General features: G+C 42.3%; 18 protein-coding genes. 13 read left to right on the forward strand and 5 right to left on the reverse strand.

The window, feature by feature from the left end; all coding sequences use genetic code 11:
- Nucleotides 1-2: 2 nt before the first annotated feature.
- The 6 genes from mlaE to murA all read left to right on the forward strand — a co-directional run bounded on the left by mlaE (nucleotide 3) and on the right by murA (nucleotide 3976).
- Entirely contained in the window at nucleotides 3-785 is a 783-nt protein-coding gene (gene mlaE, locus SC428_RS12865; RefSeq protein ID WP_140180931.1) for a lipid asymmetry maintenance ABC transporter permease subunit MlaE, read from the forward strand.
- A gap of 3 nt (nucleotides 786-788) precedes the next feature.
- Nucleotides 789-1313, forward strand: coding sequence for an outer membrane lipid asymmetry maintenance protein MlaD (gene mlaD, locus SC428_RS12870; RefSeq protein ID WP_140180929.1), 525 nt, complete (start codon nucleotides 789-791; stop codon nucleotides 1311-1313).
- 34 nt (nucleotides 1314-1347) lie between these two features.
- The gene (mlaC, locus tag SC428_RS12875) at nucleotides 1348-1974 is read left to right on the forward strand and encodes a phospholipid-binding protein MlaC (RefSeq protein ID WP_070928939.1); all 627 of its coding nucleotides are present in this window, start codon (nucleotides 1348-1350) and stop codon (nucleotides 1972-1974) included.
- A gap of 4 nt (nucleotides 1975-1978) precedes the next feature.
- A complete protein-coding gene (gene mlaB / locus SC428_RS12880; protein ID WP_070928938.1) occupies nucleotides 1979-2269 on the forward strand; it encodes a lipid asymmetry maintenance protein MlaB in 291 nt (96 codons plus the stop codon).
- Nucleotides 2270-2407: 138 nt separating this feature from the next.
- On the forward strand, nucleotides 2408-2662 hold the full coding sequence (ibaG, locus tag SC428_RS12885; protein WP_070928937.1) for a BolA family iron metabolism protein IbaG: 255 nt from the start codon (nucleotides 2408-2410) through the stop codon (nucleotides 2660-2662).
- A 51-nt stretch (nucleotides 2663-2713) separates the two neighbouring features.
- Nucleotides 2714-3976 carry a UDP-N-acetylglucosamine 1-carboxyvinyltransferase gene (gene murA, locus SC428_RS12890; RefSeq protein WP_070928936.1) on the forward strand — a complete coding sequence of 421 codons (1263 nt, stop codon included), beginning with the start codon at nucleotides 2714-2716 and terminating at the stop codon, nucleotides 3974-3976.
- 76 nt (nucleotides 3977-4052) lie between these two features.
- Here the strand turns inward: murA and degS are convergent, their stop codons facing one another.
- The 3 genes from degS to zapG all read right to left on the reverse strand — a co-directional run bounded on the left by degS (nucleotide 4053) and on the right by zapG (nucleotide 7576).
- Nucleotides 4053-5117, reverse strand: a complete 1065-nt coding sequence (gene degS / locus SC428_RS12895) for an outer membrane-stress sensor serine endopeptidase DegS (RefSeq protein WP_318707921.1) — start codon at nucleotides 5115-5117, stop codon at nucleotides 4053-4055.
- 309 nt (nucleotides 5118-5426) lie between these two features.
- Nucleotides 5427-6821 (reverse strand): Do family serine endopeptidase, encoded by a 1395-nt coding sequence (locus tag SC428_RS12900; protein WP_070928934.1) that lies wholly within the window; start codon nucleotides 6819-6821, stop codon nucleotides 5427-5429.
- A gap of 350 nt (nucleotides 6822-7171) precedes the next feature.
- Complete coding sequence (gene zapG / locus SC428_RS12905; protein ID WP_070928933.1) at nucleotides 7172-7576, reverse strand: Z-ring associated protein ZapG; 405 nt, start codon at nucleotides 7574-7576, stop codon at nucleotides 7172-7174.
- A gap of 352 nt (nucleotides 7577-7928) precedes the next feature.
- Here zapG and zapE point away from each other — a divergent pair, with 352 nt between their 5' ends.
- From zapE to sspB, 5 genes are all read left to right on the forward strand, one after another.
- On the forward strand, nucleotides 7929-9062 hold the full coding sequence (gene zapE, locus SC428_RS12910; protein ID WP_140186510.1) for a cell division protein ZapE: 1134 nt from the start codon (nucleotides 7929-7931) through the stop codon (nucleotides 9060-9062).
- Between the two features lie 287 nt (nucleotides 9063-9349).
- Nucleotides 9350-9778 (forward strand): 50S ribosomal protein L13, encoded by a 429-nt coding sequence (gene rplM / locus SC428_RS12915; RefSeq protein WP_070928932.1) that lies wholly within the window; start codon nucleotides 9350-9352, stop codon nucleotides 9776-9778.
- A 15-nt stretch (nucleotides 9779-9793) separates the two neighbouring features.
- On the forward strand, nucleotides 9794-10186 hold the full coding sequence (gene rpsI, locus SC428_RS12920; protein WP_004258235.1) for a 30S ribosomal protein S9: 393 nt from the start codon (nucleotides 9794-9796) through the stop codon (nucleotides 10184-10186).
- Between the two features lie 731 nt (nucleotides 10187-10917).
- Nucleotides 10918-11559 (forward strand): stringent starvation protein SspA, encoded by a 642-nt coding sequence (sspA, locus tag SC428_RS12925; protein WP_070929018.1) that lies wholly within the window; start codon nucleotides 10918-10920, stop codon nucleotides 11557-11559.
- A 5-nt stretch (nucleotides 11560-11564) separates the two neighbouring features.
- Entirely contained in the window at nucleotides 11565-12059 is a 495-nt protein-coding gene (sspB, locus tag SC428_RS12930) for a ClpXP protease specificity-enhancing factor (RefSeq protein ID WP_081335975.1), read from the forward strand.
- A gap of 50 nt (nucleotides 12060-12109) precedes the next feature.
- Here sspB and SC428_RS12935 read toward each other — a convergent pair whose 3' ends face one another.
- Both SC428_RS12935 and gltB read right to left on the reverse strand, forming a co-directional pair.
- Nucleotides 12110-13525: an FAD-dependent oxidoreductase gene (locus tag SC428_RS12935; protein ID WP_070928930.1), complete on the reverse strand. Its 1416-nt coding sequence runs from the start codon at nucleotides 13523-13525 to the stop codon at nucleotides 12110-12112.
- Between the two features lie 10 nt (nucleotides 13526-13535).
- Entirely contained in the window at nucleotides 13536-17999 is a 4464-nt protein-coding gene (gltB, locus tag SC428_RS12940; protein ID WP_318707922.1) for a glutamate synthase large subunit, read from the reverse strand.
- A 773-nt stretch (nucleotides 18000-18772) separates the two neighbouring features.
- Here gltB and arcB point away from each other — a divergent pair.
- The gene (gene arcB, locus SC428_RS12945; RefSeq protein WP_140180919.1) at nucleotides 18773-21118 is read left to right on the forward strand and encodes an aerobic respiration two-component sensor histidine kinase ArcB; all 2346 of its coding nucleotides are present in this window, start codon (nucleotides 18773-18775) and stop codon (nucleotides 21116-21118) included.
- A gap of 233 nt (nucleotides 21119-21351) precedes the next feature.
- On the forward strand, nucleotides 21352-22002 hold the full coding sequence (gene elbB / locus SC428_RS12950) for an isoprenoid biosynthesis glyoxalase ElbB (protein ID WP_140180917.1): 651 nt from the start codon (nucleotides 21352-21354) through the stop codon (nucleotides 22000-22002).
- Nucleotides 22003-22005 lie beyond the last annotated feature (3 nt).

Here is a 22005-nt window from a genome sequence, read left to right on the forward strand (position 1 = left end):
ACATGATAGTAGAGGCAATCGCTGCCTTCGGACGTCGATGGATTGAAATTTTTGCAGCTTTTGGGCGTGCGGGCTATATGTTGCTGCGTTCACTCATTGGCAAGCCTGAATTTTCCAAACAATGGCCGTTGTTAATTAAACAGTTGTATGCAGTTGGCGTACAATCATTGTTGATTGTCGCAGTATCAGGGCTATTTATTGGAATGGTACTGGGGCTACAAGGCTATTTAGTATTAACCACATTTAGTGCCGAAGCGAGTCTTGGCATGATGGTGGCATTATCACTGCTACGTGAATTAGGCCCTGTAGTGACGGCATTATTGTTCGCTGGGCGAGCGGGATCAGCACTGACGGCTGAAATTGGTTTGATGAAAGCAACAGAGCAAATTTCTAGCCTTGAAATGATGGCAGTTGACCCACTTCGACGGGTTATTGCCCCACGTTTCTGGGCTGGTTTTATTAGCATGCCATTGTTATCGCTAATATTTGTGGCAGTGGGGATCCTTGGCGGTGCATTGGTTGGCGTTGATTGGAAAGGGATTGATGAGGGCTTCTTTTGGTCTTCTATGCAATCTTCTATTGATTGGCGCATGGATATAGTGAACTGCTTTATCAAGAGCCTAGTGTTTGCATTTACGGTAACTTGGATTGCTTTGTTCAATGGTTATGATGCGATCCCAACATCGGAGGGGATTAGCCAAGCCACAACACGAACCGTGGTTCATGCTTCTTTATCGGTTCTAGGTCTAGATTTTGTACTTACCGCACTGATGTTTGGGAACTAAGTCATGCAAAGTAAAAAAAGTGAAATATGGGTTGGTTGTTTTATGTTGCTGGCAATTGCCGCAATTATTTTCCTATGCCTAAAAGTGGCTGATTTAAAATCGATTGGTAGCCAATCTACCTATCAAGTATCTGCCTCTTTTGAAAATATTGGTGGCTTGAAAGAAGGTTCTCCGGTGAAAGTCGGCGGGGTAGTGATTGGACGAATCGCGAGTATTACCTTGAATAAAGACAACTATGTTCCCGATGTGAAAATTGATTTGCTTAGTGAATATGACAATATTCCAGATTCAAGTTCGTTATCTATCCGTACATCTGGTTTATTAGGTGAGCAATACATAGCGATGAATATTGGTCCAGAAGGTGAAGAGCTAGGTATTGAAACGTTGAAAGATGGAGGCCGCATTGAGGACACTAAACCTGCGATGGTATTAGAAGATTTGATTGGGCAGTTCCTGTACAAGAGTGGCGATAGCCAAGGGGCTGCATCAGAGTCGGCTACAGCACCTGACGCGCCTGCTGCGCATTGATTCGACATTAACACGAATTTAGAAGGAAGAAATTATGTTTAAGCGCTTAATGATGATAGCAATGCTAGCGATTGCACCATTTGCAATGGCGATAGATCAAACCAATCCATATAAGCTAATGGATGAAGCTGCCGAGAAAACCTTTACCCGATTAAAGAATGAGCAGCCGCAAATTCGTAAAGATCCTAATTACCTAAGAACGATTGTTCGTGAAGAATTGCTGCCATATGTGCAAATTAAATATGCAGGAGCTTTGGTCTTAGGTACATATTACAAGAGCGCGACACCTGCACAGCGTGATGCTTACTTCACCGCTTTTGAAGCCTACCTTGAACAAGTTTATGGCCAAGCCCTTGCGATGTATCATGGTCAAACTTATCAAATTGCACCGGAGCAGCCGATTGGTGATAAAAACATCGTTGCTATCCGTGTCACTATTCTTGATCCTAACGGTCGTCCACCAGTACGCCTTGATTTCCAATGGCGTAAAAATAGCAAAACAGGTCACTGGCAGGCTTATGACATGATCGCTGAAGGCGTTAGCATGATCACAACTAAACAAAACGAGTGGGGTGATATTCTACGGAAGCAGGGCATTGATGGCTTAACAAAACAGCTAGAAATAAATGCTAAAGCCCCAATCACACTGGAAGAGAATTAATTTAATGAGCCAAGCACTGTTGTGGGAAGTATCACAATCAACTTTGCGTTTATCAGGCACGCTAGGCAGAGAGTCATTATTGGCGTTTTGGGAACAACGTGAGTCACTTGTTGCTCAAACTGAACAAATTGATGTTTCTGGCTTAGAGCATGTTGATTCAACGGGTTTAGCCATGTTAGTGCGCCTCAAAGGTGAATTTGCAACTCAAAAACGTTCACTCAATATCATTGGTATGAGTGATAACTTAACGACACTAATGGAACTCTATGGGGTTAAATCATTACTGTTAAGTTAAGTCAATTTATGTAAAAAAGGGCGCCTCTGCGTGTTTTTGTGCACCGGAGGCGTTTTCTTTGGTTTAAGAATGGCGATGGATCCTTTAGGATAGACGTCTATTTATGTCAGTAAGCGAAAATTATAAATTGAGTCATATATGGAAACCAACGAAATAAAGCAAGTATTGATGGATAAGCTATCTCTGGATGAGGTGATTGTTAATGGTGATGGCAGCCACTTTCAGGTTATTGCCGTCGGCACCATGTTTGAAAATATGAGCAGAGTTAAGCAGCAGCAAGCTGTTTATGCACCGTTAATGGAGTATATTGCAGACAACCGCATTCATGCTCTGTCTATTAAGGCGTATACCCCCGCAGAGTGGGCGCGTGATCGCAAGCTAAACGGTTTTTGATAATAAAACCCGCGAACAGTATTTAAATTATAAAAATACGAGAGTAACCGAATGGATAAATTTTTAGTTAAAGGCCCTACCCGTATAGAGGGTGAGGTAACAATTTCAGGTGCGAAAAATGCCGCACTACCAATTCTGTTCGCTGCGTTGCTGGCTGAAGAACCAGTAGAAATACAAAATGTACCTAAACTTAGGGACATTGACACGACGATCAAGCTTTTGAACCAATTAGGCACTAAAGTGGAGCGTAATGGCTCAATTTTTGTTGATGCCAGTAATGTTACAGAATACTGTGCTCCTTACGATCTGGTGAAAACCATGCGTGCTTCTATTTGGGCATTAGCGCCTTTGGTTGCTCGTTTTGGACATGGTGAAGTTTCATTACCCGGCGGCTGTGCAATTGGTGCGCGTCCTGTTGATTTACACATCTCAGGACTTGAGCAGCTAGGTGCGAATATTGTTTTAGAAGACGGTTATGTGAAAGCGACCGTTAAAGGCCGTTTGAAAGGCGCTTGCATTGTGATGGATAAAGTCAGCGTAGGGGCTACTGTTTCAATTATGACGGCAGCAACTTTAGCGGAAGGCACAACCACTATCGAAAATGCGGCTCGTGAGCCTGAAATTGAAGATACGGCGAACTTTTTAAATACTTTAGGCGCTAAAATCACAGGTGCGGGCACAGACCGTATCGTGATTGAAGGTGTTGAGCGTTTAGGCGGCGGTACTTATCGTGTGCTACCTGACCGCATCGAAACAGGCACCTTCTTAATAGCCGCCGCCGTCTCGAAAGGAAAAGTAGTTTGCCGCAATGCATGCCCTGATACGCTAGATGCTGTGTTAGCAAAATTGCGTGAAGCAGGTGCAAAAATTGAAGTCGGAGAAGACTGGATCAGCTTGGATATGGAAGGTAAGCGCCCTAAAGCAGTTACTTTACGTACGGCACCACATCCAGGTTTTCCAACGGATATGCAAGCTCAATTCAGCTTATTGAACCTTGTTGCTGAAGGTGCTGGGATGATCACCGAAACGATTTTTGAAAACCGTTTTATGCATATTCCAGAGCTTATCCGTATGGGTGCGCACGCTGAAATTGAAAGTAATACCGTATTGTGCCATGGCGTTGAGAAACTGACCGGTGCACAAGTGATGGCAACAGACTTACGTGCTTCTGCTAGTTTGGTGATTGCTGGGTGTATTGCTGAAGGTACCACGACAGTCGACCGTATCTATCATATCGACCGTGGCTACGAGCACATTGAAGATAAGCTTCGTGGTTTAGGGGCGAATATCCAGCGAGTGAAATCGGAAGATTAAGCAACTTGATTTTCTGAGTTAAAAACAAAAAAGTTGTTCACCATGGAACAACTTTTTTGATCGCTGGATAGTTGGTTTATCCCGCAGGCTCTTCAGGGATCTCTTCAATGATAACATTAATATCTTTGACTTCACCATTACGTAAGATTTTGACAGAAGCTCTGCTACCGGGGCGAATTTCAGCGACTAAGTCCATTGTTTCGGCGGCGGAAACTGCGGGTTTACCATCGACAGATAAAATAATATCACCTTGATAAATGCCTGCTTTAGCGGCTGGCCCATTAGGAGCAACTTGGAAAACACGCAAACCTTGGATCTGATCAATATTGTTATTATTGGTTCTAATTTGCGGTAGTTCACGTGCGGTGATCCCAATATAACCACGGATCACTCGGCCATCACGGATCAATTTTTCCATGATCTTGGTGGCAAGAGCAGTCGGGATAGCAAAACTGAGGCCTTCAGAGCTGAAGCCTTGGCCTGCACTAAATGAAAGCGTATTAATTCCTACAAGTTCACCTTCGCTGTTAATCAATGCCCCACCTGAGTTGCCTGAATTAATTGATGCATCAGTTTGTAGAAAATTTTGTCGGCGAGTAGAGCTTAAGCCAACTCTTCCTGTCGCACTAATGATCCCTTGTGTGACGGTTTGACCTATGTTGTATGGGTTACCAATCGCCAGTACGACATCGCCGACGTGGGTAATGCGTAACTTATTAATTGGGATCACAGGAAGATTTTCAGCTTCGATTTTTAGCACGGCTAGATCAGTTAACGCGTCTGAGCCAACTAGCAAGGCATCAAAGATAGAGCCATCTTGAAGTGCAACGAGGATTTGGTCTGGATTATCAACAACATGTTTGTTGGTGATAATATAGCCATTTGAGCTCATGATCACACCTGAACCGAGGGATTTCAGCTCGCGGCCAGACTGCGAGAAACTCCCTTTAGAGCTACTGTAGACATATACAACAGCAGGCGCTGCTTTGCGAACCGCTTTGTTGTAACTGACGGGTTCACTATCTATTTTACCGTAAAGCAAGTCTGCTAGCCCTTGGGGACGTAAAGAGGGAACCGCAACAATAATAATTAAGGCGGTTAATAGGCCTAACATGGCTGCCCAGAGAAGCTTTTTGACCATAGATATCGAATTTCAGCTTGTTAATAAAGGGAACTTGAGCATAGCATAAAAAAACAGGTACAGCAGTGGGTACTGTACCTGTTGTACTCTTTTATACGCATCATACTTCGAGTCGCAGCGTTGTTGACGTCGCTTATTTGTCGCCTAGCTGCGACTCGAACAATTTAGCGTTTATACTCGTTATACTTCAAGTTGCAGGGTTGTTGACTACACTCAGCGAGTCGAGTCATAGAGTTTATCTATGCTCCCCGCCTATCTTCACTTGTCGCCTACCTGCATCTCGAATTATTTAGAGTATATAAGGCAAAATTAGTTTTTCATCAGCAAGTACAGTGTTTCGCCACCACGTAGTACTTTCATTGCCAGAACAGGTGGTTTACCTTCAATCACTTTGCGGAACTGTTCAATATTTTCAACACGAACATCGTTCACACCAAAGATCAAGTCACCTTTAACTAAACCGACTGCGGCAGCAGGGGATTTAGGCGCTACGCTGTCAATTTGCACACCTTTAGTGTTGCTGATGGTCGCATTAGATAATGTTGCACCAAGCAGCGACTCACTCAATTTTTCTGCTTTTGTTGCTTCGCCTTCGTCATTTTCTAAAACGACTTTAACATCCAATGGTTTACCTGAGCGGATCAGACCAATGGTGATTTCTTTACCAATTTGGCTCGTACCAATTTTAGCTCTTAACTCAGCGAAACTATTGATGCGTTTACCATCAACAGATACTAATACGTCACCTGATTTGATACCGGCTTTAGCAGCAGAAGACTTAGGCAATACTTCACTAACGAATGCACCACGTTGCGCATCGATATTGAAGGCTTTAGCGATATCGGAATTCATTTCAGTACCTTTGATACCTAAAATGCCGCGTTTCACTTCGCCATGCTTGATAAGCTGCTCACTGAGGTTTTTCGCCATATTACTTGGGATAGCGAAACCGATACCGATATTACCGCCACCCGGCGCTAATATTGCAGTATTAATACCGATCAATTCACCATTGAGGTTAACCAGCGCACCACCTGAGTTACCACGGTTAATTGAAGCATCTGTCTGGATAAAGTTCTCTAACCCTTCAAGGTTTAGACCACTACGACCTAGCGCTGAAATAATCCCAGAAGTTGCAGTTTGGCCTAAACCAAATGGGTTACCAACCGCAACAGCGAAATCACCAACACGTAATTTATCAGAATCAGCCATGCTAACCGCGGTTAGATTTTTGATATCTTTTGCATTGCTGATTTTTAGTAGGGCAATGTCAGTTTGTGCATCTTTACCAATCAGTTTAACGTCAATTTCACGTCCATCATTTAACTGAATTTGGATTTTATCCGCGCCATCAATAACATGGTTATTGGTTAGGATATAGCCTTGTGCTGCATCAATGATGACACCAGAACCTAAACCTTCAAATGGTCTAACACTTTGTTGTTGTGAAGGAACATTTGGGCCAAAAAAGAATTTCAGCTCTTCAGGGATCTGTTGGTTTTGTACTCGAGTACCTGACACATGGATATTAACAACAGCAGGCAGAACTTTTTCCAACATTGGTGCCAAGCTAGGCATATTCTGGCTTTGTGCGGTCGCAGGTAATGTTGCTGGTAAAGCCGCACTGCTTACAGAAGGTAATACTGAAAGGGATAACCCTAGACTCATTGCCGCAGCAGTGAGAAAGAAATTTTTTCTTTTCATCATTCCGTAGATTCTCTCAAGAATAAAACTTATCAGGTTGTAGCTGAGCTACACTAATCACGATATTTGCTGATAACTATGACCATGGATTATGCGCAAAAGTTCAGATAACGGATAGTGAATATCCATTCTTTTACATCTATTTACATGACATGTTGATGGGGTTTTAATTTCTATACATTTTTGAAATAAAAAGAAATATTTCAAATGAAATCATATCGCGTTGACTATATTTAATCGATGATTTTATAGCATTAAATATGTTGTTTTTATGTATATGGAAAACGATATTTGGTATTGAATTGCTGAGCTATTCACCAGTAAGTGGAGCTACTGGTGAATAGAATAGACTACTTCTCTTTTTCGTCGATAGGACGAAATAGGCCTGATGCACCATCAGAGTAATCTCTTGGTGGCATTTTGACTGGCGCTTGATCATTATCAGCCTCTGATTCTGTTAGGCGATAATTAAACGGATTATCTTGCGCTGGCATATCTGGCATCAGTTCAGAAGAGCTTTGCGCCATATGTTGATATAGCTGACGGTAGTCACGGGCCATATTATCAAGTAGCTCAGCACTGCGAGCAAAGTGGCCAACGAGCTCTTTACGATACTCTTCTAGTTCCGTGCTTTTCTTGTCTAATTCAGCTTGTGCTGTCTTTTGTTGGCGAAGTTTTGGGTTTCCATAACGAACGACTAATGCGCCGATAATGAAACCAATAACTAGTCCAATTAGTGCATACTCCCAGGTCATGCTGACTCCTTCGTTTACTTCACTGTTCGCAGAAATTAAGCTTGGCTATTTATTATTATACCTGTTAACGAGTGGAATACTAAGGCAAAATTTCTTACTCTTTTATATTCGTCATTCTTCAAGATGTAGGGCTTTCCGTTAGGGAATGGTAGCGCCCCTCAGCTAGCTGATTCACAGAGTTTATCTATGCTCGCGGTCTCTTTTGGCTAACCGCCTACCTGCATCTCAAATGATATCGAGTACAGTACTCGTTAACTAAACGTTAAATAATAAATGAATCTGGTTATAATGGAGCCAGTGTATACCATATAACGGTAAAAAAACCGAAAATTTTTTAAGGATTATTCAGTTAATGTCGCCGATGACCCCCATTATGCGCTATCAACAAGCCCTTGCTGAAGGTAACTATCAGCCTGATGACGTACAGAAGCGTGCTGTTGAACGTTTAAATGAAATTTATCTACAGTTGGTCGCAACATCCTCTTCAAATGAACAAAATGAGAAGCCTTCGGGTTTAAAGGGGCGTTTAGGTCGTTTGCTAGGTAAAAAACATGTCAATACACAAGAGCCTGTGAAAGGGCTATATATGTGGGGTGGCGTAGGGCGTGGTAAAACGTGGCTGATGGATATGTTCTATGAAAGCTTACCGGGTGACCGCAAACTGCGTTTGCACTTTCATCGATTTATGAAAAAAGTCCAAGAAGACTTGATGGCTTTGCAAGGGCAAGAAAACCCATTAGATATCATTGCCGATGAATTTAAAAAGCAAACCGATATTTTGTGTTTTGATGAATTTTTTGTTTCTGACATTACGGATGCCATGATATTAGGCACCTTACTTGAAGGGTTATTTGCGCGTGGTATCGCATTAGTCGCCACATCAAATATTATCCCTGATGATCTTTACAGAAATGGCTTACAACGTGCCCGTTTTTTACCTGCGATTGAGCAAATTAAAAAATATTGTGAAGTCATGAATGTTGATGCAGGTGTTGACTACCGTTTACGTACATTGACCCAAGCGCATCTTTATCTTTATCCAATTAATGATGAAAGTCGTCAGCATTTAAATGAAACCTTTATTAAATTAGCGGGTAAGCAGGGGCAACAAAATCCTGTTTTGGATGTAAACCACCGTAAAATGCAGGCGATAAGCTCCGCAGAAGGCGTGTTAGCGATTAGCTTTAAAGCGCTTTGTGAAGAACCTCGTAGTCAAAATGACTATATCTATCTGTCGAATTGCTATCATACCGTTTTGTTGTATGACGTTCCCGCTCTAGGCGTTAAAGAAGAAAACTCGGCTCGACGCTTTCTCGCCCTCGTTGATGAGTTTTATGAGCGTAAAGTAAAGCTGATTATTAATGCGCAAGTGCCTATGGAACAGATTTATCAAGGTAGTTTGCTTACGTTCGAGTACCAGCGTTGCTTATCACGTTTGCAAGAGATGCAAAGTGAAGAATATTTAACAATACCGCATTTATCTTAAATGATAGGCTTAAATCGTTGGTATAGTCGTTAGCGTTTGTATAAAAAAGCAGCTAATATTAACGCGATGAAAAAAAATGTGTTTTGGGGTCGATTTTTGTTGCTGACTTCTCTATAATCTTGCGACCCCACGTTACAGCGATATTTTTTATTTCCCAAGAAATTTCGCATAATGCCGGCTAGGCTGCTCGAAGGGGTGGGTTTGCTGGACAAGAGTCGTGTGAACCTCACAAAGTTTATGAACATGAGTGTTCACCAACGTGTAACTTTAATATTGGGTAAGTTTTAATGAAAACTTTTACAGCTAAACCAGAAACCGTAAAACGCGACTGGTATGTTGTTGATGCAGATGGCAAAACTTTAGGCCGTCTTGCAACTGAAATTGCTAGCCGTCTGCGCGGTAAGCATAAAGCGGAATATACTCCGCATGTGGATACTGGTGATTACATCATCGTTCTGAATGCAGAAAAAATTGCTGTTACCGGCAAAAAACGCGAAGACAAAATCTACTATCGCCACACTGGCCATGTAGGTGGGATCAAGCAAGCAACTTTCGAAGAAATGATTGCTCGCAATCCTGAGCGTGTGCTTGAAATCGCGGTTAAAGGCATGTTGCCAAAAGGACCTCTGGGTCGTGCAATGTACCGTAAACTGAAAGTTTACGCAGGTAATGAGCACAACCACGCGGCTCAACAGCCGCAAGTTCTTGACATTTAATCGGGATTATAAGCAATGGCTGAAAATCAATACTACGGCACTGGTCGCCGCAAAAGCTCATCTGCTCGTGTCTTTATTAAGCCGGGTAGCGGTAACATCACAATCAATCAGCGTACACTGGAACAATACTTTGGTCGCGAAACTGCGCGCATGGTAGTTCGTCAGCCGCTAGAGTTGGTTGAAATGTTGGAAAAACTGGATCTGTACATCACTGTTAAAGGTGGTGGTATTTCAGGTCAAGCTGGCGCAATCCGTCACGGTATCACTCGTGCACTGATGGCTTATGATGAGACTCTTCGTTCTGATCTGCGTAAAGCTGGTTTCGTTACCCGTGATGCGCGTTCTGTTGAACGTAAGAAAGTGGGTCTGCGTAAAGCACGTCGTCGTCCACAGTTCTCCAAACGTTAATTTATTGCCCTTTGGGCATAAAATTGATGAAAAAACCCGTCTTTATGGCGGGTTTTTTATTGGCTGTAATTTATGATTATTAAGCTTAGTAAGTAATACACCCTATCTATGCGTCTCACCTCTTCATCTTGAAAGAATGATTGGTTTCTAGATAATATTTTTGGCACATAAATGCGTTAGTAATGCCTTACATAAGTGATACTTTGATCCAAAATTAAAATTCTTCGAGAGTATTTCTGATAGTGTCACATGACTGAAAACACGATCGTGCATAATTCAATGGAGGAACAAATTAACCGCTAGGTTATGCAACGGCAATTTTACTTGTGCAGTGTTAAAAAATTAAATAAAAAGGGAATATAATTAAGAGAAGGTTATTTTTATCTATACTGTCTAGATAATCCATGACAACCTTGGAGCCTTGTTTAGGGTTTTTAGACTGAATGATTTTATATTTTTAGTGTAATAGTCTAAAATGTGGTTGTCGATATAAATTAAGTAATATTTAGTTATGATTTTTTCATCTGTGTCACCCTAAGTTGTACAAAATCTGCTAGAATATGCGACTGCTTTTTATTTTCTAATTTCTCGCTGTATTAATGCGAGAGGGTTGTGCTGGCTTTCATTAAGGATAAATGAAGGTTTTGGCACAGGGGATTTTAATGGGCAAACAGGTAATGATTGCAAATCAGTTACAGTTTAGCTCATTTTTATGCAACTTGGAGGTTTTAATGGCTGTCGCTCCTAATAAACGTTCGGTAATGACATTATTTTCAGGCCCAACCGACATTTTTAGTCATCAAGTCCGTATTGTTTTGGCTGAAAAAGGGGTTAGCGTTGAGATTGAGCATGTCGAACAAGGTCATCTGCCTCAAGACCTGATTGATCTAAACCCATACCAGAGTGTGCCTACTCTTGTTGATCGTGATCTGACCCTATATGACCCACATATTATCATGGAATATCTTGATGAGCGTTTCCCTCATCCTCCATTGATGCCTGTCTATCCGGTTGCGCGCGGTACAAGTCGCCAACTGATGCATCGTATAGAAAAAGATTGGTACTCTTTGATGAGCAAAATTGAGAAGGGTACTGCACAAGAAGCGGATAATGCACGTCGCCAATTGGCTGAAGAACTCATCGCTGTTTCTCCTGTTTTTGCTGAAATGCCTTTCTTTATGAGTGATGAATTCAGCTTAGTTGATTGTTATTTAGCGCCACTATTATGGCGTTTGCCAGTACTTGGTATTGAGCTAAAACCATCTAGCAGCAAACATCTGCAAATGTATATGCAGCGCGTTTTCGAACGTGATGCATTCTTAGCTTCATTAACTGAATTAGAACGCGAAATGCGTCTTTCGGCACGAGGCTAAGTGGCATGATGGAAATGGCGCCTATGACACCTCGACGCCCTTATCTATTACGAGCACATTATGAATGGCTGCTCGATAATGATATGACACCGCATTTGGTGGTTGATGTCACAGTTCCAAATACCCTCGTTCCAATGGAATTTGCGCGTGATGGACAAATTGTTTTGAACGTCGCCCCACGTGCTGTAGGCAACTTTGAGATCACCAATGACGAAGTTCGCTTCAATGCGCGGTTTGGCGGCGTACCTCGTCAGGTATATGTTCCGATGGCCGCGATTATTGCAATTTATTCACGCGAAAACGGTGCGGGTATGATGTTTGAACCTGAAACCGCTTATGAAGAGCAACAATCTGCGGAGCTTGAAGTGGTTGAGAGCAATCCGGCAGAAGGCATCACGTTAGTTCATGAGTCTGAACCCGAGAGCGATGAACATTCATCATCTGATGATGAACCAACGCCACCCCCGAAAGGTCGGCCGTCTCTTCGAGTTATCAAGTAGTATTGGGTCTCAAAAATGTTAGGCAGAGGATACCCCTCTGCCTTTTTACGTTAAACACCCATAAAACACAATATACCATCAGCGGCTTTACGGCCTTCTGCAATCGCAGTCACCACTAAATCAGAGCCTCGAACGATATCACCACCAGCAAATATTTTCGGATTTGATGTTTGATAAGACATCAATTCATCACTATTGGCAATGATACGCCCTTGATTATCTAACTGAACGCCATGATCAGCGAGCCATGGCATCGCGTGTGGGCGGAAGCCAAATGCAGTGATGACGGCATCAGCAGGGAGTAAATATTCTGAGCCTTCAATAGCTTCTGCTTGGGCTCGTCCTCCGTTGGTGGTAACCATCTGTGTTTTGATGACCTTTACGCCACAGACATTCCCTTGTTGGTCAACTTCAATACTGATTGGCTGTAAGTTAAATAGAAATTCAGCACCTTCTTCACGGGCATTTTTCACTTCTCTTGGTGAGCCAGGCATGCTTGCTTCGTCACGACGATAGGCACAGCTGACTTTTTTAGCGCCTTGACGAATAGCTGTTCTTACGCAATCCATCGCTGTGTCACCCCCTCCAAGTACGATAACTCGTTTATTTTTAAGGTCGATATAAGGTGCATCAGGTTGATCGTCGAATTTCATCAATTGGCGTGTATTGGCAATAAGATAAGGTAAGGCATCATGAACACCTTTAGCATCTTCGTTAGCTAATTGTCCTTTAGTCGATTGATAAGTGCCTGTGCCAATAAATACCGCATCATATTCATCGATTAGGCTATTTAAAGAGATATCTTTTCCAACTTCAGTGTTGAGTTTGAATTCGATCCCCATTGAAGTAAAAATTTCTCTTCTGCGGATCATAATTTCCTTTTCGAGTTTGAACGCTGGAATACCAAAAGTGAGTAATCCACCGATTTCTGGGTGGCGATCATAGACCGTGGCTTGTACACCATTGCGCGCTAATACATCTGCACAAGCGAGTCCTGCGGGTCCTGCTCCAATGATCGCTACACGTTTATTTACTGGGACAACATGAGACAGATCGGGGCGCCAGCCCATAGCAAATGCCGTATCGTTTATATAACGTTCGATATTGCCGATGGTAACTGCACCAAAGTCGTCATTTAACGTACAAGCACCTTCGCAGAGACGATCTTGGGGACACACTCGCCCACAGACTTCAGGTAAACTGTTTGTCTGATGAGAAAGCTCCGCGGCTTCGATAATACGTCCCTCATTCGCTAATTTGAGCCAATTAGGAATGTAGTTATGAACAGGACATTTCCATTCACAGTAAGGATTGCCACAGGAAAGGCAGCGATCGGCCTGTGTTTGTGCTTGAATGGCACTGAACGGTTCATAAATTTCAACAAATTCAATTTTGCGTACGTTCAACGTCTTTTTTGGCGGATCAACGCGCTGTAAGTCGATAAATTGATAAACATTTTGGCTCATTTTTCTCTCCTTACTGTGCTTGAACGCGTAATTCGGCGGCTGAACGACTACGGTGTCCAAGTAGTGCATTGACGTCACTTGATTTTGGTTTGACTAATGCAAAACGGCTTACCCAATTTTCCCAGTCCGCTAAAATGGTTTCACCACGAGCTGAGTGAGTTAAGCGAACGTGTTCGGTAATTAGCCCGCGTAGGTGTTCTGCATGGATGGGTAAATCATTCACTGATAATAACTCAACCATTTCATTATTAACTCTACGTGAAAAATTTTCTTCCTCATCAAGTACATAAGCAAAACCGCCAGTCATCCCTGCACCAAAGTTGATCCCCGTGTTTCCGAGTACACACACGATACCGCCTGTCATATATTCACAGCCATTATCGCCAATGCCTTCAATGACTGCGGTTGCACCTGAATTACGAACGGCAAAACGCTCGCCTGCCAGTCCAGCGGCATACAGTTTACCGCCTGTGGCACCATATAAACAGGTGTTACCCGCAATCGTTGTTTTATGGGTTGCAAATGATGAGCCAACAGGTGGGCGGATCGCGATAATTCCCCCTGTCATGCCTTTGCCTACATAGTCGTTAGCATCACCAGTTAAAATCAGTTCAACACCACCTGCATTCCATACACCGAAACTTTGCCCCGCGGTACCTGTAAAATAAAATTGTAATGGCGACGCTGCAAAACCTTGATCACCAAAGCGGCGAGCGATTTCACCTGATAAGGCAGCACCGATTGAGCGATCGGTATTCATAATGTCATAGAAAAAGGTTTTTGATTGTTTTTTATCCAAATAAGGTTTGGCATCATGCACAATGCGTTGATTAAGTCGCCCCTCATCAAAAGGAGGGTTGTTTTCGGTACAAAAAACGGCAGCGCCGGCATGAGGCTCACTAGTTTCTAATAGGTTCTGTAGGTTAATTCTGCTTTGTTTTGCCGTTGTGCCTTCAATAATTTCAAGCAAATCAGTACGACCGATTAAATCAGTGAGTTTGGTAACACCCAATTTAGCCATAAGTTCGCGTGTTTCTCTGGCAATAAAGCGGAAGTAGTTGATCACACGTTCAGGCAAGCCATGATAGTGGTGTTGGCGCAATGTATCATCTTGAGTTGCAACACCCGTAGCGCAGTTATTGAGATGGCAGATCCGTAAATATTTGCAACCAAGGGCAACCATTGGGCCAGTCCCGAAACCAAAACTTTCAGCACCTAAAATAGCCGCTTTGATGATATCTAACCCTGTTTTTAAGCCCCCGTCGGTTTGTAAACGGATTTTATGACGTAAGCCATTAGCGACTAAGGCCTGCTGGGTTTCAACAAGGCCGAGTTCCCACGGGCATCCTGCATATTTAACGGATGATATAGGGCTTGCACCAGTTCCACCATCGTAACCTGCAACAGTGATTAAGTCTGCATAGGCTTTTGCAACCCCTGTTGCAATAGTGCCGACGCCAGGCTCTGATACCAGTTTTACGGAAATCAACGCGTTAGGATTGACTTGTTTAAGGTCAAAAATCAGTTGTGCTAAGTCTTCGATTGAATAAATATCATGATGTGGTGGCGGTGATATTAATGTCACCCCTGGCACTGAGTAACGTAAACGTGCGATATAAGGGGTGACTTTATCACCGGGTAATTGACCGCCTTCACCCGGTTTTGCACCTTGTGCCACTTTAATTTGGATAACGTCTGCATTCACTAAATAGGCAGGGGTCACACCAAAGCGACCTGAAGCCACTTGTTTGATGCGTGAACGTTTTTGTGTGCCATAACGAGCAGGATCTTCACCACCTTCACCTGAATTGGAAAAGCCGCCCAACGTATTCATTGCGATGGCTAAAGCTTCATGTGCCTCTGGGCTAAGTGCACCAATCGACATCGCGGCAGTATCGAAACGTGAGAACAAGGCTTCTTCGGGTTCAACATCATCCAAAGAAATCGCCTGAGTATTGGTTTTTAAGTTCAGTAGATCACGAAATGTCGCCGCAGGGCGGTTATTTACCAGTTGTGCATATTTTAGATAATCAGCGTAATCGCCGCTATGCACAGCTTGTTGCAGCGTTTTCACGACATCAGGGTTATAAGCGTGGTACTCGCCATTATGCATATATTTGAGTAAGCCACCTTGTTCTATAGGTAGCCGTGGTAACCATGCTTTACGTGATAAATTAAATAAATCTAATTCAAAGTCACTAAAGCTAGCCCCACTAATTCGGCTAACAACGCCATCAAAACACAGTTGGGTGACTTCTTCATGTAACCCAACAGCCTCAAATAACTTAGCACAACGGTATGAAGCAATTGTCGAAATACCCATTTTCGACATGATTTTATATAGTCCTTTGTTGATGCCATTGCGATAATTTAATAGCACTTTATTGAGTGGCTTATCAAACAATTGGTTTTCAGACATAGCCGCTAAGGATTCATAGGCAAGATAAGGGTAGATAGCGGTTGCACCAAAACCGAGCAGCACGGCGAAATGGTGCGGATCTCTCGCGCTGGCAGTTTCCACGATTAGGTTAGCATCACAACGCAAATTATTTTCGACTAAACAATGCTGTATCGCTCCCACAGCCATAGCTGCTGGGATTGGTAGGCGTTCAGGCGAAATTTGGCGATCAGAAAGGACTAACATGACTGCGCCGTCTCGTACTTTTTGTTGCGCCTCTTCACAGAGTTGTTCAATCGCTTGTTTTAAAGAGTAAGCCGAAGGCTGATAAGTGATATCAACGGTTTTTATTTTGTAATAACGGCTATCTTGTTGATGTAATTGTTGAAAATCAGAATAGAGTAAAATGGGCGATTTAAAACTTAGCCGATGAGCTTGCCCTTCAGCTTCACAGAACACATTCATTTCACGACCAATACAGGTGGCAAGTGACATGACATGCGCCTCTCTTAGGGGATCTATCGGAGGATTAGTTACCTGAGCAAATAGCTGCCTAAAGTAGTCATAGAGTACACGAGGGCGCTGTGAGAGTACCGCGAAAGGTGTATCATCACCCATCGAACCGGTTGCTTCTTGACCATTTTCACCAAGCACCCGAATGACTTGCTCAAGTTCTTCACTGGTATAGGCAAATTGTTTTTGATAGGTAGCCAGTGTTTGGTTATCCATCGAACGTTGTCCCACCGCATTTTGCTCTTGTTTCATTGATTCAAATGGCGTTAAACGGATAACGTTTTTTTCAAGCCACAACTTATATGGATGACGGCTTTTTAGATCATTATCTGTTTCTGCGCTATGAAGGATCCGTCCTTCTTGGGTATCGATCAGCATGAGTTCACCGGGGCCAACTCGGCCTTTTTCAACCACCTCATCCGGTTGGTAATCCCAAATCCCGACTTCAGAAGCACAAGTGATGAGTTTATCTTTGGTGATCACATAGCGTGCTGGGCGTAAGCCATTTCGGTCAAGATTACAAGCGGCATAGCGACCATCGGACATAACAAGACCCGCAGGGCCATCCCAAGGTTCCATATGCATTGAATTAAAATCAAAGAAAGCTTTGAGATCATCATCCATATCAGGATTATTTTGCCAAGCGGGTGGAACTAATAAGCGAATTGCACGGATCAGATCCATTCCGCCGTTGAGTAGTAGCTCTAGCATGTTATCGAGAGAGCTGGAGTCCGAGCCAGTTTCGTTAACAAAAGGCGCAGCTGTTTGTAAATCAGGGATCAGTGGCGTGCGAAATTTGTATGAACGTGCCCGTGCCCATTGGCGGTTGCCCGTGATGGTATTGATTTCGCCATTATGCGCTAAATAACGAAATGGCTGTGCAAGAGGCCAGCGTGGTACGGTATTGGTTGAAAAACGCTGATGGAATAGGCAAATCGCAGACTCCATGCGTAAATCAGCTAAATCAGGGAAAAAGCGAGGTAAGTCTGTCGCCATACACAGCCCTTTGTAAACCGTTACAAGGTTTGAGAGGCTGCAAATATAAAAATCGCTATCGGTGATCCGTTTTTCTATGCGACGACGAGCCACAAATAAGCGTCTTTCAAGATCACGAGGGCGCCAGCCTGCGGGCGCGTTAATAAATAATTGTTCTATCTTCGGAAGGCTAGATAGGGCGATGCTCCCAAGGATATCTCGATTAATAGGAACCTCACGCCAGCCTACGATAGCAAGGGTTTCATCTAAAATTTCTTCTTCAATAATACGGCGGCAGTCAGCCGCAATGGTTTCATCTTGGCTGAGGAAGATCATACCTACGGCGTAGTTGCGCGCTAAACGCCAGCCATGTTCTTCAGCAACTAAGTGAAAGAAACGATCGGGTTTTTGTAATAGTAATCCACATCCATCACCGGTTTTTCCATCAGCAAGGATTGCTCCTCGATGCTGCATTCTAGCCAGAGCGTGGATCGCCGTTCTGACAATTTTATGACTAGGTTCGCCTTCTATATGAGCGATTAGGCCGAAACCGCAATTGTCTTTTTCTAGTTTTCGATTATACAGCATGTGAATCTTCTCCCATCGTCATCGCTTCTTGACTACAACATTGCTTATCCATTTATTTATTTGTTGACTATTAACCGTGGTCTATCTTCTGCGCACACCAAACAACAGCGTCAATAAGCCGCTGTTTTTCATTTTTAATAAAAATAAACAGTAGTGGGGATAATGATTATGTATACGTCATCATAAGAGAGGGCAGTACACGGTAAGGTTTTAAATTAGCGAGATTCTTTTTCTAGGTCAAATCGTGCGTAATAAACATTATTTGCGATATAAAATAATGTCATTTGTTTGATTATGAAAGAAAAAGTCACTAAAAATGCTTTTGTGATAGAGGTCTTGTTTTCCGAAATACTGTGATACACATCACTATATAATTTAGGTTTTTTAATGCATCTCTATTGATTTTTACTTATTAATTAAGTTTATGTGTTGTGTTTTTAATTTTAATTGGTTTTTTATTTTGTTTTTTGCTGTTTTATAAAATTAATAATACAGGTGATGGATATGAAAAATACTTATGCCATTGAAAGTTAAAAGATATCACCGTGTTATGATAGTCTATATGGGTTAAGTCATGTTAGGTAACGCCTTATTTTATTTTGGAATATAGACGTTCTTAATATCAGTTATATGAATCGAACATGGTTAAAAGTGGGTATGGATAGCAAAAGTCCACCTTGATTGATGCGCAAGATCGACATTTTTTATCAACAGTTATTCGAGTTTGCGTTAATTGATATATGATTCAGCAAGGAACATATTGAGGGGTGGTTATGAAAGTGCTTCGTGGTCTTGCGCAGTATTATGTCGATCTCATGATGAAGCTTGGCTTAGTCAGGTTTTCTCTTTTGCTGGCATCTGCATTAGTTGTGCTGGCAATGATAATGCAAATGGCCGTCACAATTGTATTGCGAGGTCAAGTTGATAGCCTTGATTTGGTAGGCTCTATTTTCTTTGGTTTAATTATCACACCATTAGCCGTTTATTTTTTATCCGTAGTTGTAGAGCAACTTGAAGAGTCTCGGCAACGCCTCTCCCGCATGGTGGATAAATTAGAGGTGATGCGGAAACGTGATGCGGAACTGAATACCCAATTACAAGGAAATATTGAGCAATTAAATCAAGAAATTATTGAGCGTGAAAAAGCTGAGAGCGCTCACCTCGAATTATTGGAACAACTGAAGCAGGAAATGAAGCATCGAGAGCAAACTCAAGTTGAGTTGGAGCAGCAATCGGTGCTGTTGCGTTCATTTCTTGATGCATCTCCTGATCTGGTTTATTACCGTAATGAAAATAATGAGTTTTCGGGGTGTAACCGTGCGATGGAGCTACTGACTGGTAAAAGTGAAAAACACCTTGTTGGGTTAACGCCATTGGATATTTACGATGTCGAAATTGCTTCCAAAGTTATGGAGACGGACGAAAAAGTCTTCCGTCACAATGTTTCGTTAACTTATGAGCAGTGGCTGGTTTATCCTGACGGGCGAAAAGCCTGTTTTGAATTACGTAAAGTGCCTTTTTATGATCGTGTAGGTAAACGACATGGGCTTATGGGCTTTGGGCGTGATATTACAGAGCGTAAGCGCTATCAAGAAGCGTTAGAGAACGCGAGTAGGGATAAAACCACCTTTATTTCTACCATCAGCCATGAGCTGCGTACGCCACTTAATGGCATTGTTGGGTTAAGCCGTATTTTGCTCGATACTGACCTGACAACTGAACAAATGAATTATTTAAAAACTATCCATGTCAGTGCAGTCACGTTAGGTAATATTTTTAATGACGTGATTGAAATGGATAAGATTGAACGTCGTAAAGTGCAATTGGATAATCAGCCTATTGCGTTACCTGAATTTGTTAATGATCTCGAAAACTTAAGTGGTCTTTTGGTGCAACCGAAAGGGCTCAAATTTGTTATGGATGTGGCTGCTGGATTACCCGAAAAAGTGCTGACAGACGGTACACGTTTACGACAAATTTTATGGAATCTGATTGGTAATGCCGTCAAGTTTACTCAGCAAGGTGAAGTCAAACTAAGTATTTGGCGGGAAGGGGAGAATAAACTGTTTTTCCGTGTTCAAGACAGTGGTATTGGTATCCCAAAAGATGAGCTGGATAAGATTTTTGCTATGTATTATCAAGTGACTGATAGTGCTGGTGGTAAACCTGCAACAGGAACGGGAATCGGTTTATCGGTATCACGTCGCTTAGCACAAAATATGGGTGGAGACATTCAAGTCGAGAGTGAGATTGGCGAAGGTTCAACGTTTACCCTTTCGATTGTCGCGCCAGTGGTTGAAGAAGAAATCATCGACTCACAAGAAAATGATGATGATTATCCATTGCCTGCATTGCATATCTTGTTAGTTGAAGACATTGAGCTGAATGTGGTTGTGGCATGCTCTGTGCTAGAAAAATTGGGTAATACTGTGGATGTCGCCATGAATGGTAAAGAGGCGTTATCATTATTTGCGCCGGGTGAATATGATTTAGTGTTACTGGATATTCAACTGCCAGATATGACCGGTATGGATATTGCCCGTGAGTTGAATCAACGTTATAGCAAAGATGATTTACCGCCATTAATTGCTTTGACCGCAAATGTGCTGAAAGATAAACAAGAGTACTTTGATGCAGGAATGGATGGTGTTTTAAGCAAGCCTCTATCGGTTACAGCGCTTAAACAGGTTATTGAGCAATTCTGGGGTGAACATGCGCAAGAAACCTCTCAGGATAGCTTACAGGAGGTTTCTATGGAGAAAAACGATACTATTTTAGATTGTGAGATGCTCGAACAGTACATGGAGTTAGTCGGCCCTAAGTTAATTTATGATGGTCTTGAAGTGTTTGAGAAGATGATCCCCGGTTATTTAGCAATTTTAGACTCAAACATGGTGGCTAAAGATCAGAAAGGAATTGTTGAAGAAGCGCATAAAATTAAAGGTGCTGCTGGCTCAGTTGGTTTGAAAAACTTACAAAAAATTGCGCAACAAATTCAATCTCCTGAATTGCCTGCTTGGTGGGATAATGTTCAAGAATGGGTTGATGAGTTGAAGCAGGATTGGAAGTCAGATATAGAAACTTTGAGAAACTACGTTGATAGACGTACAAAAAAATAACCCCAACCGAAGTTGGGGTGCGCGAATACTGCGCCAACACCAGGGAAAACGTTGATCTACCTATGGTTTTCTTTCTGGGCAGACCTTTGGAATCTGTTTACTGCTTTAGAGAATAACACCAAGATACCAAATATTAGCGATTTTGTTACAAGATTCATTAAAATCTGTGATGAAGATTGATGTTTATTCCCTTTTTGCGGTACAGAGATAATTTACTACAAATGGAGCAAGATATGAAATCAATTGCGGTTATTTTAAGTGGATGTGGTGTTTTTGATGGAAGCGAGATCCATGAATCAGTATTAACTATGCTTTCTTTGAGTAAAAATAATGCTGAAGTTCATTTTTTTGCACCTAATGAAAGTCAAGTTACTGTTATCAATCATGTTACCGGAGAGACAAAAACAGATAATCGTAATCAAATGGAAGAGGCTGCTCGTATTTCACGTGGAAAAATAGCGCCTTTGTCTTCCGCTGAGGCTGATAAGCTAGATGCCCTTATAATTCCTGGTGGTTTTGGTGCAGCAAAGAATTTATGTGATTTCGCTACACGTGGAAGTGAGTGTGAAATTAATAAAGAACTATTAAGTTTAGTGCGGCAAATGCATCAGCAAAAAAAGCCACTAGGTCTGATGTGTATTGCTCCGGTGATGTTACCTAAGTTACTAAACACTTCAGTTGAATTAACGATTGGTAATGATCCGGAAACGATTGCTCAGATTGAAAAAATGGGCGGTAAGCATATTACCTGTAGCGTGGATAATATTGTAGTTGATCATACTAACAAAGTCGTAACAACACCTGCTTATATGCTGGCGCAATCAATCTCAGAGGCTGAAATAGGGATTAATAAACTCGTTGAGAAAGTATTAGAAATGGCGTAATTC

The sequence above is a fragment of the Providencia sp. 2023EL-00965 genome (genome assembly GCF_033550225.1).
Lineage (GTDB): Bacteria > Pseudomonadota > Gammaproteobacteria > Enterobacterales > Enterobacteriaceae > Providencia > Providencia manganoxydans.